The following is a 15,534-nucleotide window of genomic DNA, read 5'->3' on the forward strand; positions in this document are numbered from 1 at the left end:
CCTGATTTGGTTACCAGAACCAGCCCCCGCTGGAGAGCTGATCCTTGCATTGTCGATACTGGGCGCCGTAGCGCTGGGCACGGGCCTCTACCTTGTGGGATGTCTTCATCAGCCATCCCTTGCTGCGGTAGCTGCCACGCCGATAGCCACCCCACCCTTCGTGATAGTTGAGATACTGGCCATACGCATCCCACTTGGAGGTGCCGTTCAGCCGCTGGGCCTTGTGAGTGTACCAGCCCATGAAGTCGATGGCGTCGGCAAAGTCGTCGCGATCGCTCCAGCCGTTGCCGGTTTCCCGCTGGTAGTCAGCCCAGGTTTCATCTTTGACCTGGGCATAGCCGTAGGCGGAGCTGGCCCGCCCGGTCGGGATGAAGAGGAAATACTGCATCGGCGGCTGGGCATCGTGCACGAAAGAGGACTCCTGATACATCATGGCCATCACCACCTGGATCGGGGTTCCCCACTTCTCGTTCATCTTGAGCGCCGCCTTGTGCCACTCCGGCTTCTCGCGAAAGATCTGGCACAGGTTTTCCGGCTGGGCCGGCGGCCGGGTACTACAGGCGGTCAGACCGGCCAGCAGGCCGACCACCGCAACGAGGCGCATCCAGGACATCAGCGGGATCGAGTCTCCATTCGTTGGCTCATCACGAGGTTCTGCCATCTCATCAGATGGCGTCTTCGTTCTCTTCGCCGGTACGGATACGAATGACGCGCTCCACCTCGCAGACGAAGATCTTGCCGTCACCAATCTTGCCGGTGCGAGCGGTGTTCTGGATCGCTTCCAGGCAGGCATCGAGATCCTCGTCCTGCACCACCAGTTCCACCTTCACCTTGGGCAGGAAGTCGACCATGTACTCGGCGCCGCGATAGAGCTCGGTGTGGCCCTTCTGACGGCCGAAGCCCTTGACCTCGGACACTGTCATGCCGTTGATGCCGATCTCGGCCAGGGCCTCGCGCACATCGTCCAGCTTGAACGGTTTGATGATGGCTTCAATCTTCTTCATGGTGACTCCTTACCAGTTCTGTTTGCCAAACCCGGACGTGATGGGGTAACGGCGATCCTTACCAAAGTTGCGGGCCGTGATGCGGGGCCCGACCGCCGCCTGACGGCGCTTGTATTCGTTGAGATCCACCAGCCGGATCACCTTGCGCACCACCGCCTCTTCGAAGCCCTCCGCCACCATGTCGGCCACGGAGGCATCTTCTTCCACGTAGCGCTTGAGGATGGCATCCAGGATGTCATAGGGCGGCAGGCTGTCCTGATCCACCTGGTCCGGCGCCAATTCTGCCGAAGGCGGGCGGTCGATGACCCGCTGCGGGATCACATAATCGACAGAATTGCGGTATTCGCACAATTTGAAGACCAGCGTCTTGGGCACATCTTTCAGCACGTCAAAGCCGCCGGCCATGTCGCCGTACAGGGTGGCATAGCCGACCGCCATTTCGCTCTTGTTGCCGGTGGTCAGCACGATGCGACGACGCTTGTTGGAGAGCGCCATCAACAGCACGCCGCGGCAACGGGCCTGCAGGTTCTCTTCGGTAGTGTCGCGGGCGGTCCCTTCAAACAATGGTGCCAGCTGGGCCATAAACCCTTCGAACATGGGCTCGATCGAGATGATATTGAACTCCACCCCCATCCGCTCGGCCTGCTCCTTGGCATCTTCCACACTCATCTGGGCGGTGTAGCGGAACGGCATCATCACCGCCTGCACCTTGTCAGCACCGATGGCATCAGCCGCGATGGCCAGGGTCAGTGCCGAGTCGATGCCGCCGGAGAGGCCCAGCACGGCGCCGTGGAAGCCGTTCTTGGTGACATAGTCGCGCACCGCCAGCACCAGCGCCTGATAGGTCTCGGCCAAAGGATCGAGCGGGGCAGCCGGTTCCCGCTCTTTCACCGGCTGGCCATCGGCAAAGCGCACCAGCGCCAGCTCTTCGGCAAAGGGGGCCAGCTTGTGGGTCAGCTCACCCTGGCTGTTGAACACCTTGGAGCAACCGTCGAAGATCAGCTCGTCCTGACCACATACCTGATTGAGGTAGACCAGCGGCAGACCGGTCTGATCGCAGCGCTCGGCCATCAGCTCGCGGCGGATCCAGGGTTTTTCCTGATCATAGGGTGAGGCATTGATGGTGAGCAGCAGCTCGGCTCCCGCCGCCTTGGCGGCCAGCGCCGGACCCGGCTGCCAGAGGTCTTCACAGATGAGCAACCCCAACTGATGACCACGGAAGGGGACCACACAGGTCTCGGTTGCCGCAGTGAAGTAGCGCTTCTCGTCGAATACCCCGTAGTTGGGCAGATCCTGCTTGAAGTAGCGTGCGACCAGCTTGCCTTGCTCGTAGAGGGAGGCGGCGTTGTAGAGTGCCTCCCCGTCGCGCCAGGGGTGACCCACCAGAATGGCGCAAGCCCCCTGCCATGCCGCGATGCGGGCCAGGGCGGCCTCCACCCGGATCATCAGGTCGGCGCGCAGCAGCAGATCTTCCGGCGGGTAGCCGGTCAGGGCCAGTTCGGAGCAGACCAGCAGATCGGCGCCTTGCCTATCGGCCTCGGCGGCTGCCGCCAGCACCTTGTCACAGTTATCTTCGATGGCGCCTACCGTCAGATTCAACTGGGCAAGCATCAGAGAGAGGGCTTTTGCCATGGCGATGCATCTTGAATTCGAAAATGATGGGGAATGATAAAGAAAAGGGGGGCGATCTGCCAGTTCAAGACGGAGCTCTAATGTGACAGTCCTTCACTGGCAGTGATAAGCTGTAAGAAGTCAAGGAACGACATATTCAGGATTATATGAAAAACAATGGATTTACCCTACTGGAGCTGATGGTTACCATCTCACTGCTGGTCATTCTGTTAGGGATCGGCTTACCCTCCTTAAAAGAACTCATCAGTAGCAACAGCCTGTCATTCCAGTCAGAAATGATTCTGAAACTTATTCGCTTTGCCAGAGCACAAGCCATTGATAATCAACAGAATGTAACTGCCTGCCTTGCTGATGCATCTGATAAATGTGTGCAAAATAGTCCAGACCATTTTCTTGTCTTCATCGATGATAACAGCAATAGCGAGCTCAGCACAGGTGAAACACTTCTGGCTCGCAGTCAATCTCTATCAGATGGGATTGTTGTGACGGCGAATAGAATTTCAACCATATATAGTTCGGATGGTACCAGCATTGGTACAAATGCAACCCTCACTCTATGTGAATCAGGTCAACCTCAAGTCAATTTAGTCATAGCCCAATCAGGTCGCAGTACAAATACTCCGCAGGCCAATATATGTCCATGACGATTATCTCGGCTGACTTAACTCCTGTTTTTTAGCCAATTCAAGATTGAATTCTCGGTTAAGATCCGTACACTCAATAATGTTTTTGACTTTGCTCACTCTCCCTTGATATTCAAAGCCTTTTTTGGTGAAGGCTCTGTGAATACTATCTTGGCTATTATCAGATAATGAAGTCTGCAAGATCACCTTTTGGCCATTCTCTAGTTCAACATAGCATTTTATATCAGCAGCCACAGCCACACTCGAAAGTAAAAAAAACAACATAGAAAATGAATATATAAATTTCATTACTGAGCTCCTTCATAGAGATATATCTTTTTGGGAGACATGTCCATTTCTGCTTCATCAGCGCCCTGAGAACACTCTCCCTCGGTGGTACAACGCTCAGGCTCACCCTGGCCTTCATTCTTGAGGATCACCTCTTCCCCTGGTGCACCACCAATAATACGGATCTTGGAGTCATCCCCAGCATGAACAACAAGATCATCAGCAACTTTGTTGTTCACATCCACATATCGGATAGGACTCTCATTGCCATCTTGATCTAGAACATACCGAAATGTCGTACCATAGTGCATATCAATCATATATTGACGCATTGCACCAATCGATTGAATCGTACATTCCTGAAAAGACTGAACTTGAGGTAAAAATGAGGTGAAATATAGCTTTCCTTGCAATACGACACCAGCCCCCATCGATTTCTCCCCCGGTTCATTTAACCAGTATACCCATCCCTTTTTACTTGTTATAGCAGCCCTCACATTCAAGATATCGGCATCGGTAGTTTTGCCAATGAGAGGGTCACTGGTCACATCATACAGATCTGAGACCAGCAATGGAGTGGGTGTATTGGTTTGATAATTTTTGGCGATGACATTGTAATCTCTCAACATGAAATAGGCATTTTTTACCGTAGACTCAGATGATGGTCTATTACGGTCACCACTTCCGATCAGCACAGCATCAAATGGACGCTCTTTATAGGTATATTGATCTTTTCCATTTACTGTGGTTCTAGTCACTTCCTTATTAATTGTCCTGACAATGACTGGTTGGGTAAAGAAGCGTCGATCAGCACTTTGTACGGAATCAGACCCCAGGTTGGCGAACTTATAAATACTCCACTCTGTTTTATTGGTTGATGAAAGGTCCATTCTCCATATATTACCCCCCGTATCCCCTGCATAGACTCTATCTATTTTTCCATCACCATCACTATCCAAGGTAGCAACAGTCCCCGGCATGCTATCCGTCATACCAGGCACGCTGAGATTTGATGAAGAAGCAACTGCAGGTGTAGCACTGAAAATCAACGCCCCGGTGTTAGCATTAATAAAATAGATTCCGGCGCCTGAGCTATCTCCAGCACCGATACCGGCATTACTCTTGTTCAAATCATAACCACCAGCGAAAACTAATACCGGATCGGTGACACCCGGAATAAAAGCAACTTCAGGTACAGACCATGTCTGCCCCAACTGAGAAAAACCTGTGGTTTGATTACTGATACTCCATTTCAGTGCAGGCGCATCAGGATTGGAAATATTGAATGCATAATAACTCTTACCACCCCCTCTCAATCCTATAAACAGCCATGCAAAGTCACCTTCTGAAGACTTGATAACACCATTTCGGTTAGCATCTTTGATCAATGCAACAGGAGATGAGTCAACTCCATAGATATGTGTCGAAGACTCTACATTTTCTCGAAGTGCCTTTTGGTTTGCCATAAATTCGTATGGGATAATAGCCCAGCTTTCATCAATACTGGAACCTGAGTCCTTAAACATATGGAGAAAACCAGCATTTGTTCCCATGATAATCCGAAGGTCTGGCGCATCATTAGCGTTGCCGGAGGGTGGCCCATAATTTATGACTAATGGCCTTGAGTGGAGTGGATCACCGAGAATGAATTGTCTGGTAGATGTCGTAGCATCAAAGTCTTCATCATCAACATCTACACCACGTGTCCAGTTTATCAATGAGTCCGCCGCTGCAGAATCGGTGACCTGTAGATCGCTAATTAAAGTAGAGGCACTACCCGCAATGCTTTCCAGATTGGATCTGGTGAAGTTATCCAAACGTGACTGGGCTTTATTGATCACATAAATGCTACGTGAGGCTTTTTCTGCCAGCATTGCTTGGGCACCACCTTTCACAACAATATTTCCATCACGCTCACCAGACCAATATGTCTGTGCATTTTCTATAATCGAACCATCCGTTTTTATCGCTGGCAAATCATTAACATCTGCCACATAGCCTTTGCTAGAAAAAATCAATTTCTTCAGATTGCCTTTCCAACGCGGACCTGAGTCAGGTTCAAACATTGCGTAATATATATTATTGAGGCTACGCGTCCGATCAAAGTTATTAGTTGCAATTGCCGGCGAGACTAGAGATGTGTTAATTTTCAGTATCGCCAACAAAGAGGACTTCAGCGCCTGGGTCAGAGCTGTCGCATCTGTTGCTGGATAATACGTCCCTCCACCACGACGAGCCGTTTCCGCCAACAAATTACCGGCCCCAGTTACCGCATCATCTCCAAACCCAACAGTGAATGTTGTCACAGTCTGCACACCAGGTGAGCCACTATTCACATCTTTATGTTTCATATAACCAGCAAGCGCGGCAAGATAACTTTTACTACCACTGGTACCATAACCAACCGTTGTACCATAAGCAGCTTTTTCATCCGCGCTAAGTGTATTAATAAGCCCTTGGACCAAGGTGTTAGCAGCTGTATCTTGAGTGGGTTCACCGTCTGTTATATAAATAACATAACCATTATTTGAACAATTATCATAAGGCGACTTATAAGTTCCAACGGGATTTTCTGCCAAAGTGTCTCTTGTTGGCACTCTCGTACTATCATCGTCACCATAATAAACACTTTGCCCACCAAAAAAACGATAAGCCTCATACAGAGTTTCACACAATGGAGTATTGGTTTCGGCACTTAAACTATCAATTGTTGACAACAAATTTTGTTCTGCCGTTACTCCTCCTCCCATATTTTCATCATTACTTAAAATTCGTCTAACTATACGACCACCGTTTCTTCCACCATTACTATCATTGTAATTATAAACAGCCAACCCAAAATCCACACCAGGAGTTGAAGACACCAATCCTTTGACTGCATCCTTGGCAATTTTCAGTCTTGACTGAACGCTATAACCAGTAGGACCATAGTACCAACGAATGTAATTTGCTGAATATAGTGTGACACTAGTATTACTGCCCGTCACTGCATTGGCTATATTTGAAGTGTAATACCAAGAGCCTGAATTATTGGATGTTTTATTGATAGGATATCCTGCAGTTACACTTCCGACAGGAACGGCACCACTGAAAGGGTTTGCGGTGTTTTTCGCTGTAATATCTTGCTTGCAATCAACTAAGTAAATCTCACTCTCAACATATGGAGAAACAGATGTCCACGAACCTTGCCGAGGTACTCCGCTGTTATTAAAACTAGAATATAGGTAACTCCATACTTGTGATTGAAAATATCCTACGTTGCTCAATGGTGTTTTTGAAGAGGCACATGCATTAACTTTATCCGAAAAACGTTTGGTACTAGTAATGGTCGGCACGCTACCATCTGTTGAATAGTATATATATTTTTTGCTATTACCAGTATCAGGATCTTTGTTTAAAGCAGCATATGTTGTTGATGGATTATACTCTTCTTTAACAACATCCATTGTCTCACTCATGCTACCAGAGTTATCGAAAACAATTAATATTTTCGGTCTAAAATCCCCAGCCTTAGAGAAATCATAGACAAATAGTTCAGTATCATCTGAGTAACTATTGGTTGCCATCGCTGGCATGACAGTAACCAGCATGAGTAACAACACTTTTAAATAATCAAGCATATCCTATGCTCCTCATTCAGATTTGAGCAATGGTTGCTCGACACCTGCAGTCCAGTTTAATGGACGAGAGTTTTTTCCATAATTTACTCCTGCCTGCATCTCTACATAGCGGCAGGAAGGGATAACATTTTGACTACTTGCATTGAACTTTCTTTTACATATCGTCTCTGCTCGACGTGTCATGCTAACTGATGTTGTTATATTATTTCCCGATATACTTAATGCTGCACTTGTACCCATCGTTGCGATACGAGTTGACAGACCACTCTGTTGCAATGCACTCTCGAGCACACCTTCAACCTGATGCTCTGCTTGCTGGATACTTGCTGAAGCTCCCGCCATACGCAAATCGACCCCACTTGACTGCATCACAATGATAGCAATTAAAGTCAAGGGGACTAAAATAATGAGAGCAATGATCAAGGCAACTCCTTGTATGCGCATCACTTGCCTCCTGTCGCAATCATCGCAGGATTACGAATAGCAACACTGCTTTCCAATAACAAGCGTCTAAATCCATCACCATTGCCCGACACTGAGATATTACCAACCTGATATACATTATTGTTTTTGTATTTTGCAGATGCCTGTAAGGAACGAACCAGAATAAATACCCTGGCTGAAACAACTCGACCCTCATTCCATTCCTGTGATGAAACATTGACACTGCCAACATATTTATCGATAACACCATCTTGCACGGGAGTGGTATCCACACCATACAGAACAACAATACTTTCAATACCGTCAGCCATCGACCCCGTTATCAGAAAAGAACCGCCATTTGCAGTTAGCATTCTTTTTCTCAACTCAGGAATGCCTGATGAGCCTGATGCGAGGTAGTAAATATAATGTTGATATTCCCATATTTGCCTGGCTGGCATTGCGGTATCGGTTGGTGCAACTTCATTACCACGAAAAATATATGCAGCTTGAGTCGTTGTCGCCATATAGAACCGATTACTATCGAGACTACCAGTGAGAGGTCGTCCAATCAGCCGTTTTATACTGATAACATCAGAATTCGCTATTCTGGACGAGGATGTAATACAAGAAAAACCTGTCATATTTTTACTGGCATCGACTCTGGCGACCCAAAGTGCCCGCGTGACTGTTGTTGAGGATGGAAAACTTCCCTCTCCCCTTTCATCGATACAATCATTGATACCAGAAATAACGGCGCCACTACTTAAACTAACTCCAGCATCTTTTTGCATCGGCATTCCGGTATAGTCACCCCAAAAACCGGCCCATCGCAGGTCTTGAGTAATCATCCGCATAGCCAGGCGACCATTTTCTTGCAGTTCACTTTGATCAAAAACATCTTCCGTTGTGGCACGGGAAGCCACATAAATGCTTAATACCCCCCCCAGTAGAAATACCCCAATGACCATGGCAATAAGCCATTCGATAAGCGTAAAACCTTTGGTTTTCATAACGTTGTTGCCAGCATATAGTAACGCCTTGACTGGAGCGTTCCGTTGCCAAAACCACACAGGTTGCGGATATTATTCGATATGGCCGATGTACCGTCAGAAATGCTCTCTCGCCCCTGCCAGGTAACAATGACTGTCATAGCATTGGCATTTCCTCGAATAATACAGCCGGATGGATTCTGTAGTACTGAGGAGGCACCTGATACTGCAACGCCCGACAAGGACTGCTGCCAACTGAACATATCCAAAGCGAGCAGATCGTTTGAACTGCAACTGGTCATGGTGCCATCCTTGTTACCACAGCTTGGCTTGCTGATGGAAGAACCCGAGCTCACAGTCCAAGCCTGTGCTGTCTGAAGCTCCCATATAGAACGATTGATTCTGGCACGTTCAACGATGTCAGTTGCCAGCCAGCTCGCTATCGTTCTTTGTCTGGCCTCATAGCCAGATAGCTTGGACGTCACCTGCATTCCCACCAATCCCAGCAACCCAAAAGACAGCACGACAGCCGCAATCATTACTTCCAGTAGACTGAACCCTTTCATTGAACTCAAGATGGGCCATTTCATGGGCTAGTCCCAGCAATCATTGTTGACAGCATTGCCAACATTGAAGGCACTTTTAGTGCCATCTTGGTCGATGGAATAGATGACACAGTCCTCATCAGAGCCCTGTGCACCTGATGCTGTAGCGGACAACACATATGTATTAGTACCGGCAGAAATCACCAGATGGTACAAACCCGCATCGGAATTCTCGGAAATGTTGAGCGCCGCCGCGGAAGATGCATATCGATTGAAATCCATGAAATAGGTTTCTTGCCGGTTGGCGGCATCCAACAGCATTTTTTTTGCATCGACACGATGGCTGGTCAGCAGATATCGCTGATAGGAGGGGTAAGCAATTGAGCTAAGAATTGCCACGATGGCAACAACGATCATCAGCTCGACTAGAGAAAAGCCTCGAAAGAACCCAATCATATCCCATCCTTGGTGTGATTGACGGCTTTATAAGTTTAACGCCGAGCCTGTCACTAGAACAAACTCGGCGTCAATATCATTGCACTTTATTCTTAAGCCTTCCTGGCTTCGCTCAAATAATTCTAAGTTCCGGCGGCACCTCAAACACCACGTTCTCTTCACGACCGGGATGCTCGGCCACCACCTTGCCGCCCAGCTCACGCAGGCGCGTGATGACCGACTGCACCAGCACCTCGGGTGCGGAAGCGCCGGCGGTGACACCGATCGCCTCTACTCCCGCCAGCCAGTCGGCCTCGATCATGGAGGCGTCGTCGATGAGATAGGCTTTGGCGCCCACCTTCTCGGCCAGCTCCCGCAAGCGGTTGGAGTTGGAGGAGTTGCGCGACCCCACCACCAGCATGGCGTCCACCAGCCCCGCCATCTCCCGCACCGCGTCCTGGCGGTTCTGGGTGGCGTAGCAGATGTCGTCTTTGCGTGGCCCCTGGATCTTGGGGAAGTGGACACGCAAGGCATCGATGACGTCCGAGGTCTCGTCCACACTGAGGGTAGTCTGGGTGACGAAGCAGAGGTCATCCGGGTTCTTCACCTTGAGCTTGGCCACGTCTTCCGGCGTCTCCACCAGATACATGCCCCCCTCGCGATTCTCGTACTGCCCCATGGTCCCGATCACCTCGGGGTGACCGGCATGGCCGATGAGCACGGCCTCGGAGCCCTTGCGACTGGCGCGATGGACCTCCATGTGCACCTTGGTCACCAGCGGGCAAGTCGCATCGAACACCTTGAGGGCACGGGACTTGGCCATCTCGCGCACCGCCTTGGAAACGCCGTGGGCGGAGAAGATGACGATGCTGTCGTCTGGCACCTCATCCAGCTCTTCGACGAAGACGGCGCCCGCCTCCTTGAGCTTGTTCACCACGTAGCGGTTGTGCACCACCTCGTGACGGACATAGATGGGGGCGCCGAACTTCTCCAGCGCACTCTCGACGATGCTGATCGCCCGGTCGACACCGGCACAGAAACCACGGGGATTGGCCAGAAGAATATTCATCAGTGAACCGCTTCCTCGTCATCAACCCCCAGGATCTCCACCTCGAACGTGACGGTGTGACCGGCCAGGGGATGGTTGAAATCGACCGTCACCGACATCCCTGCCACCGCCCGGATGATACCCGGCAGCTCGCTGCCGTTGGGCTGGTCGAACAGGATGATGGTGCCGACCTTGGGCTCTACATCGGCACCGAACTTGGCGCGGTCCAGATGATAGATGTTGTCGGGATTGGAGAGGCCGAAGGCCTCTTCCGGCGCCAGCGTGAAGCTCTTGCTCTCCCCTTCGCGCAGCCCCAGCAGGCACTGCTCGAAACTGGAGGTCAGGCTGCCATCGCCCATCCGCAGGCGGGCAGGCTTGCCTTGCAGCGCAGTGCTGTCGGCCACCGAACCATCTTCCAGCTTGATGGCGAAATGAAACAGCACGCTGCTGTCTGTCGCAATCGGCTGGCTCATGGCGTCACATCCTTCTTCTTCTCACTGCGAAAACCGTCCAGCACTATCATGGCGGCGCCGATGAAGATGAAGCTGTCCGCCAGGTTGAACGCCGGCCAGTGGGCACGCTGCCAGTAGAAATCGAGGAAATCGACCACGTGACCCAGCACCAGCCGGTCAAACACGTTGCCGAGCGCCCCGCCGATGATCAGCGAGTAGGCGATGCCGCTCCAGCGCTGAGCGACGGACTGCTTGCGCAGCCAGTGGATCAGCAAGCCACAGATGGCAAACGCCAGCACTGCGAAGAACCAGCGCTGCCAGCCGCCCTGATCAGCCAGGAAGCTGAAAGCCGCCCCCTTGTTGTAGACATGGACCAGGTTGAAGAAGGGGGTGATCTCCACCCCCGGGTAGCCAAATGGCAGCAGCTTGACCACGGCGAGCTTGCTCGCCTGGTCCAGTACAAAGGCCAGCACTGCCAGCCACAGCCAACGCAGGCCGCTTTTATGGTGAGTCATGTTCATCAGGCAAATTGACGAGTTTCGCCGTCACCCTCGACGTTGGTGACGCAGCGGCCACAGATCTCTTCGTGACCCGCGATGGTGCCCACGTCTTCCACATGGTGCCAGCAGCGGTCGCACTTGGCGGCGGCAGACTGGGCCACGCTCAGCCACAGGTCATCGCGCTCGGTCGCCACGGCGTCTGCCGGGGCGGCATCGACGCTGACGACCTTGGCCTTGGAGGTAAGCAGCACGAAGCGCAGCTCATCGGCCAGGGCGTTCAGACGCGCAGCCAGTGCCGGCTTGGCGAACAGGGTCAGCTCGGCCTGCAGGGAGCCACCGATGCGCTTCTCGCCACGGGCCACTTCCAGCGCCTTGTTCACTTCACCGCGCACGGTGAGGATCTCGGCCCAGAAATCGTCGTTGAGGGCTTCACCCGCTTCCAGCCCGAACAGGCCGTCGTACCACTCCTCGGTGAACACGAACTCACCGCGCTCACCCGGCAGCAGCGCCCAGATCTCGTCGGCGGTGAAGCTCATGATCGGCGCCATCCAGCGCACCATGGCTTCGGCGATGTGATAGAGGGCGGTCTGGCAGGAGCGACGGGCCAGGCTGTCAGCCTTGGCGGTGTACTGACGGTCCTTGATGACGTCCAGGTAGAAGGAGCCCATCTCGATGGAGCAAAACTGCATCAGCTTCTGGGTCACACCGTGGAAGTTGTACTCGTCGAACGCCGCCATGATCTCGGCCTGTACCGCTTTGGCACGACCCACGGCCCAGCGATCCACCACCACCATGTCGGCAGGCGCCACCATGTCGGTCGCCGGATTGAAGCCGTTCAGGTTGGCCAAGAGGAAACGGGCGGTGTTGCGGATGCGGCGATAAGCGTCGGCAGAGCGCTTGAGGATCTCGTCGGAGACGGTCATCTCGCCGGTGTAGTCGGTGCTGGCGACCCACAGACGCAGGATGTCGGCACCCAGCTTGTTCATCACGTCCTGCGGGCTCACCACGTTGCCGATGGACTTGGACATCTTGCGACCCTGGCCATCCACGGTGAAGCCGTGAGTCAGCACCTGGTTGTAGGGAGCCTTGTCTTTCATCGCCACGCCGATCATCAGGGAGGACATGAACCAGCCGCGATGCTGGTCAGAGCCTTCCAGATACATGTCGGCCGGGTTGCCGTTGAACTCGGGACGGGCGTCGACCACGGAGGAATGAGTCGAACCTGAGTCAAACCAGACGTCCAGGGTGTCGGGCACCTTGTCGTACAGGTCGGCGTCGCTGCCCAGCAGCTCGGCCTTGTCCAGATCCCACCAGGCCTGGATGCCGGACTGTTCGACCCGCTTGGCCACTTCGTGCATCAGGCGCACGGATTCCGGGTGCAGTTCCTGGGTCTCCTTGTGGACGAACAGGGAGATGGGCACGCCCCAGGTACGCTGACGGGAGATACACCAGTCAGGACGGTTCTCGACCATCGCCTGGATACGGTTTTTACCCCAGGCCGGCACCCAGCCGCTCTGGCCGTGCTGTTTGATGCCGTCTTGCTCGATGCGCTCGATCTCTTCCAGCGCGCGCTGCCGCAGACCCTTCTGCTCCATGCTGATGAACCACTGCGGGGTCGCACGGAAGATGATCGGGGTCTTGTGACGCCAGCAGTGCGGGTAGGAGTGGTTGAACACCTTGTGGTGCAGCAGGGCACCGCGCTCGGTCAACACCTCGACCACGGAGGCGTTGGCCTTGAACACGTGCTGGCCGGCAAACAGTTCGGTATCCGGCAGGTACACGCCGTTGCTGCCAACCGGGTTGGCGACTTCCAGACCGTACTTCTGACCGACCACGAAGTCTTCCTGACCGTGGCCAGGGGCGGTGTGCACGGCACCGGTACCGGCATCCAGAGTGACGTGGTCACCCAGCACCACCGGCACGTCGAAGCTGTAGAAGGGGTGGTTGAAGCGCAGCAGCTCGAGCGCAGCGCCCTTGGCGTAGCCCAGGTTGTGGAACTGCTCGATACCGGCGCGGTCCATCACGTCCTTGACCAGCTCGGCGGCCAGGATCAGGCGCTCGGGATGCTCACCTTCCACCTGCACCAGCGCATAGTCCAGATCGGCATGCATGGCGATACCGCGGTTGGCGGGCAGGGTCCAGGGGGTGGTGGTCCAGATCACGGCAGAGATCGGGCCCTTGCCAGTGTGGCCTTCGGCGCAGTCAAACTTGGCGGCAACACCCGCCTCGTCGACAGCCTTGAAGCGCACGTCGATGGAGGGGGAGTTCTTGTCGTAGTACTCCACCTCGGCTTCGGCCAGGGCGGAGCCACAGTCGGTACACCAGTGCACCGGCTTGGAGCCTTTGTGCAGGTGGCCGTTTTCAACGATCTTGGCCATGGAGCGGATGATGTTGGCTTCGGTGCCAAAATCCATGGTCAGGTAGGGGTGTTCCCAGTCACCCAGCACGCCCAGCCGGATGAAGTCGGTCTTCTGCGCTTCGATCTGGGTCTTGGCGTATTTGCGGCACTCGGCGCGGAACTCGGCAGCAGAGACCTTCTCGCCCGGCTTGCCGACCATGCCTTCTACTTTCAGTTCGATGGGCAGACCGTGGCAATCCCAGCCCGGCACATAGGGGGAGTCGAAGCCGGAGAGGCCCTTGGACTTGATGATGATGTCTTTGAGGATCTTGTTGACCGAGTGACCGATGTGAATGCTGCCGTTCGCATAGGGGGGGCCATCGTGCAGAATGAACGAAGGCTTGCCCGCTTTGGCGCGGCGAATGGCGCCGTAAAGATCCTGATCGTACCAACGTTTCAGCATGTTGGGTTCGCGCTTGGCCAGATCGCCACGCATCGGAAACTCGGTTTCCGGAAGATTCAGGGTGTGTTTATAGTCGCTCATCAGTCCTGGGTTCCCTTCTTTTCTAAAAGAGTGCTGGGTAAATGGAGTAGTGGCAGCCCGAACCAGGCTCGGGCCGCCAGGGCATCTCGTTCGATCTGCTCTTTCAAGGCGGTGAAAGAGGCAAACTTCTGCTCTTCGCGCAGCTTGTGGCGAAGCAGCACCTTGACCTGTTGACCATATAGGTCGCCAGAAAAATCAAATAGATGTACTTCCAATCTGGCTTGTGTACCGCTCAAGGTCGGCCGTACACCCACATTGGCGACACCGGGGAAGGTCTTGCCGGAACATAACACTTCCACCGCGAACACGCCACCGACCGGGATCACCTGGCGCTTGAGGGCCAGATTGGCGGTGGGAAAACCTATGGTGCGGCCCAGCTTGTCACCGTGGGCAACCCGGCCGCTGATGGTATAGGGGCGGCCAAGCATCAGCTCCACCTCCGCCATGCGACCGGCCGCGAGGGCCTCGCGCACCAGCGTGCTGCTGACCCGCTGACGGGACAACTGGAAGCTCTGGGTGCTGATCACCTCGAAACCGAAGCGCCGACCGGCCTCTTCCAGCAGGTGGAAGTCCCCTTCCCGCCCCTTGCCGAAACGAAAATCGTCGCCCACCACCAGATAGTGCACGCCGAGTTTCTCCACCAGCAGTTGCTCGATGAAGGTGGTGGCGGACTGCTCGGCGAAGCGATGGTTGAAGCGCACGCAGAGCATGCGATCGATCTGCATCCCCTTGAGCGCTTCATACTTCTCCCGCAGGCGGCTAAGGCGGGCCGGCGCCGCAGCCCCGGCAAACAGCTCCAGCGGCTGCGGTTCAAACAGCATGACGCAGGCCGGCAGGCCCAGTTGGGCTGCTTTTTCCTGCAGGCGAGACAGCACGGCATGATGACCCTGATGAACCCCATCAAAGTTGCCAATGGTCAATACACACCCCCGGTGACGGGGCTTGATATTGTGAATACCGCGGATAAGCTCCATCAATGCCTTGTGCGTCGCTGCTATGAAAATCGCCGGATTATATATCAGGCGGCACTCTGGGTCAGCCCTGTTGCTGACCCGATTTCAGCCATCCCGCCCTGATTGCTGGCTCAGGC

Annotated in this window: 16 protein-coding genes; 2 read left to right on the forward strand and 14 right to left on the reverse strand. The window is 53.5% G+C overall.

What is annotated here, in order from left to right; all coding sequences use genetic code 11:
• Positions 1-10 precede the first annotated feature (10 nt).
• From OKC29_RS04120 to OKC29_RS04130, 3 genes are all read right to left on the reverse strand, one after another.
• A complete protein-coding gene (locus tag OKC29_RS04120; RefSeq protein ID WP_275065486.1) occupies positions 11-604 on the reverse strand; it encodes a transglycosylase SLT domain-containing protein in 594 nt (197 codons plus the stop codon).
• A 61-nt stretch (positions 605-665) separates the two neighbouring features.
• Positions 666-1,004 (reverse strand): nitrogen regulatory protein P-II, encoded by a 339-nt coding sequence (gene glnB, locus OKC29_RS04125; RefSeq protein WP_005308848.1) that lies wholly within the window; start codon positions 1,002-1,004, stop codon positions 666-668.
• A 9-nt stretch (positions 1,005-1,013) separates the two neighbouring features.
• Entirely contained in the window at positions 1,014-2,636 is a 1,623-nt protein-coding gene (locus tag OKC29_RS04130) for an NAD+ synthase (RefSeq protein WP_043166232.1), read from the reverse strand.
• 146 nt (positions 2,637-2,782) lie between these two features.
• On the opposite strand from OKC29_RS04130, the gene OKC29_RS04135 reads away from it, so the two are divergent.
• Positions 2,783-3,280 carry a GspH/FimT family pseudopilin gene (locus OKC29_RS04135; protein WP_073348860.1) on the forward strand — a complete coding sequence of 166 codons (498 nt, stop codon included), beginning with the start codon at positions 2,783-2,785 and terminating at the stop codon, positions 3,278-3,280.
• 3 nt (positions 3,281-3,283) lie between these two features.
• Here OKC29_RS04135 and OKC29_RS04140 read toward each other — a convergent pair whose 3' ends face one another.
• From OKC29_RS04140 to ribF, 11 genes are all read right to left on the reverse strand, one after another.
• Positions 3,284-3,568 carry a TapY2 family type IVa secretion system protein gene (locus OKC29_RS04140; protein WP_073348859.1) on the reverse strand — a complete coding sequence of 95 codons (285 nt, stop codon included), beginning with the start codon at positions 3,566-3,568 and terminating at the stop codon, positions 3,284-3,286.
• Positions 3,568-7,167, reverse strand: a complete 3,600-nt coding sequence (locus tag OKC29_RS04145) for a pilus assembly protein (RefSeq protein ID WP_101150119.1) — start codon at positions 7,165-7,167, stop codon at positions 3,568-3,570. Before OKC29_RS04145 ends, OKC29_RS04140 begins: the two co-directional genes overlap by 1 nt.
• Before the next feature lie 12 nt (positions 7,168-7,179).
• Positions 7,180-7,590, reverse strand: coding sequence for a pilus assembly PilX family protein (locus OKC29_RS04150; RefSeq protein ID WP_269149512.1), 411 nt, complete (start codon positions 7,588-7,590; stop codon positions 7,180-7,182).
• Between the two features lie 20 nt (positions 7,591-7,610).
• The gene (locus OKC29_RS04155) at positions 7,611-8,603 is read right to left on the reverse strand and encodes a PilW family protein (protein WP_073348855.1); all 993 of its coding nucleotides are present in this window, start codon (positions 8,601-8,603) and stop codon (positions 7,611-7,613) included.
• The gene (gene pilV / locus OKC29_RS04160) at positions 8,600-9,172 is read right to left on the reverse strand and encodes a type IV pilus modification protein PilV (RefSeq protein ID WP_049047989.1); all 573 of its coding nucleotides are present in this window, start codon (positions 9,170-9,172) and stop codon (positions 8,600-8,602) included. The genes OKC29_RS04155 and pilV overlap by 4 nt, the downstream gene beginning before the upstream one ends.
• A gap of 3 nt (positions 9,173-9,175) precedes the next feature.
• Complete coding sequence (gene tppA, locus OKC29_RS04165) at positions 9,176-9,583, reverse strand: type IVa pilus pseudopilin TppA (RefSeq protein WP_045790662.1); 408 nt, start codon at positions 9,581-9,583, stop codon at positions 9,176-9,178.
• Between the two features lie 112 nt (positions 9,584-9,695).
• Complete coding sequence (ispH, locus tag OKC29_RS04170; protein WP_049047988.1) at positions 9,696-10,631, reverse strand: 4-hydroxy-3-methylbut-2-enyl diphosphate reductase; 936 nt, start codon at positions 10,629-10,631, stop codon at positions 9,696-9,698.
• Complete coding sequence (fkpB, locus tag OKC29_RS04175) at positions 10,631-11,083, reverse strand: FKBP-type peptidyl-prolyl cis-trans isomerase (protein ID WP_049047987.1); 453 nt, start codon at positions 11,081-11,083, stop codon at positions 10,631-10,633. The genes ispH and fkpB overlap by 1 nt, the downstream gene beginning before the upstream one ends.
• Positions 11,080-11,583 (reverse strand): signal peptidase II, encoded by a 504-nt coding sequence (gene lspA / locus OKC29_RS04180; RefSeq protein ID WP_011704644.1) that lies wholly within the window; start codon positions 11,581-11,583, stop codon positions 11,080-11,082. Before lspA ends, fkpB begins: the two co-directional genes overlap by 4 nt.
• Positions 11,583-14,444 carry an isoleucine--tRNA ligase gene (gene ileS, locus OKC29_RS04185; RefSeq protein WP_073348854.1) on the reverse strand — a complete coding sequence of 954 codons (2,862 nt, stop codon included), beginning with the start codon at positions 14,442-14,444 and terminating at the stop codon, positions 11,583-11,585. Before ileS ends, lspA begins: the two co-directional genes overlap by 1 nt.
• On the reverse strand, positions 14,444-15,418 hold the full coding sequence (gene ribF / locus OKC29_RS04190; protein ID WP_017409028.1) for a bifunctional riboflavin kinase/FAD synthetase: 975 nt from the start codon (positions 15,416-15,418) through the stop codon (positions 14,444-14,446). The genes ileS and ribF overlap by 1 nt, the downstream gene beginning before the upstream one ends.
• Here ribF and OKC29_RS04195 point away from each other — a divergent pair.
• Complete coding sequence (locus OKC29_RS04195) at positions 15,323-15,520, forward strand: hypothetical protein (protein ID WP_162183721.1); 198 nt, start codon at positions 15,323-15,325, stop codon at positions 15,518-15,520. The two genes, ribF and OKC29_RS04195, sit on opposite strands and share 96 nt — an antisense overlap.
• Positions 15,521-15,534: the final 14 nt, after the last annotated feature.

It is taken from the genome of Aeromonas sp. QDB34, from assembly GCF_027705405.1.
Lineage (GTDB): Bacteria > Pseudomonadota > Gammaproteobacteria > Enterobacterales > Aeromonadaceae > Aeromonas > Aeromonas hydrophila.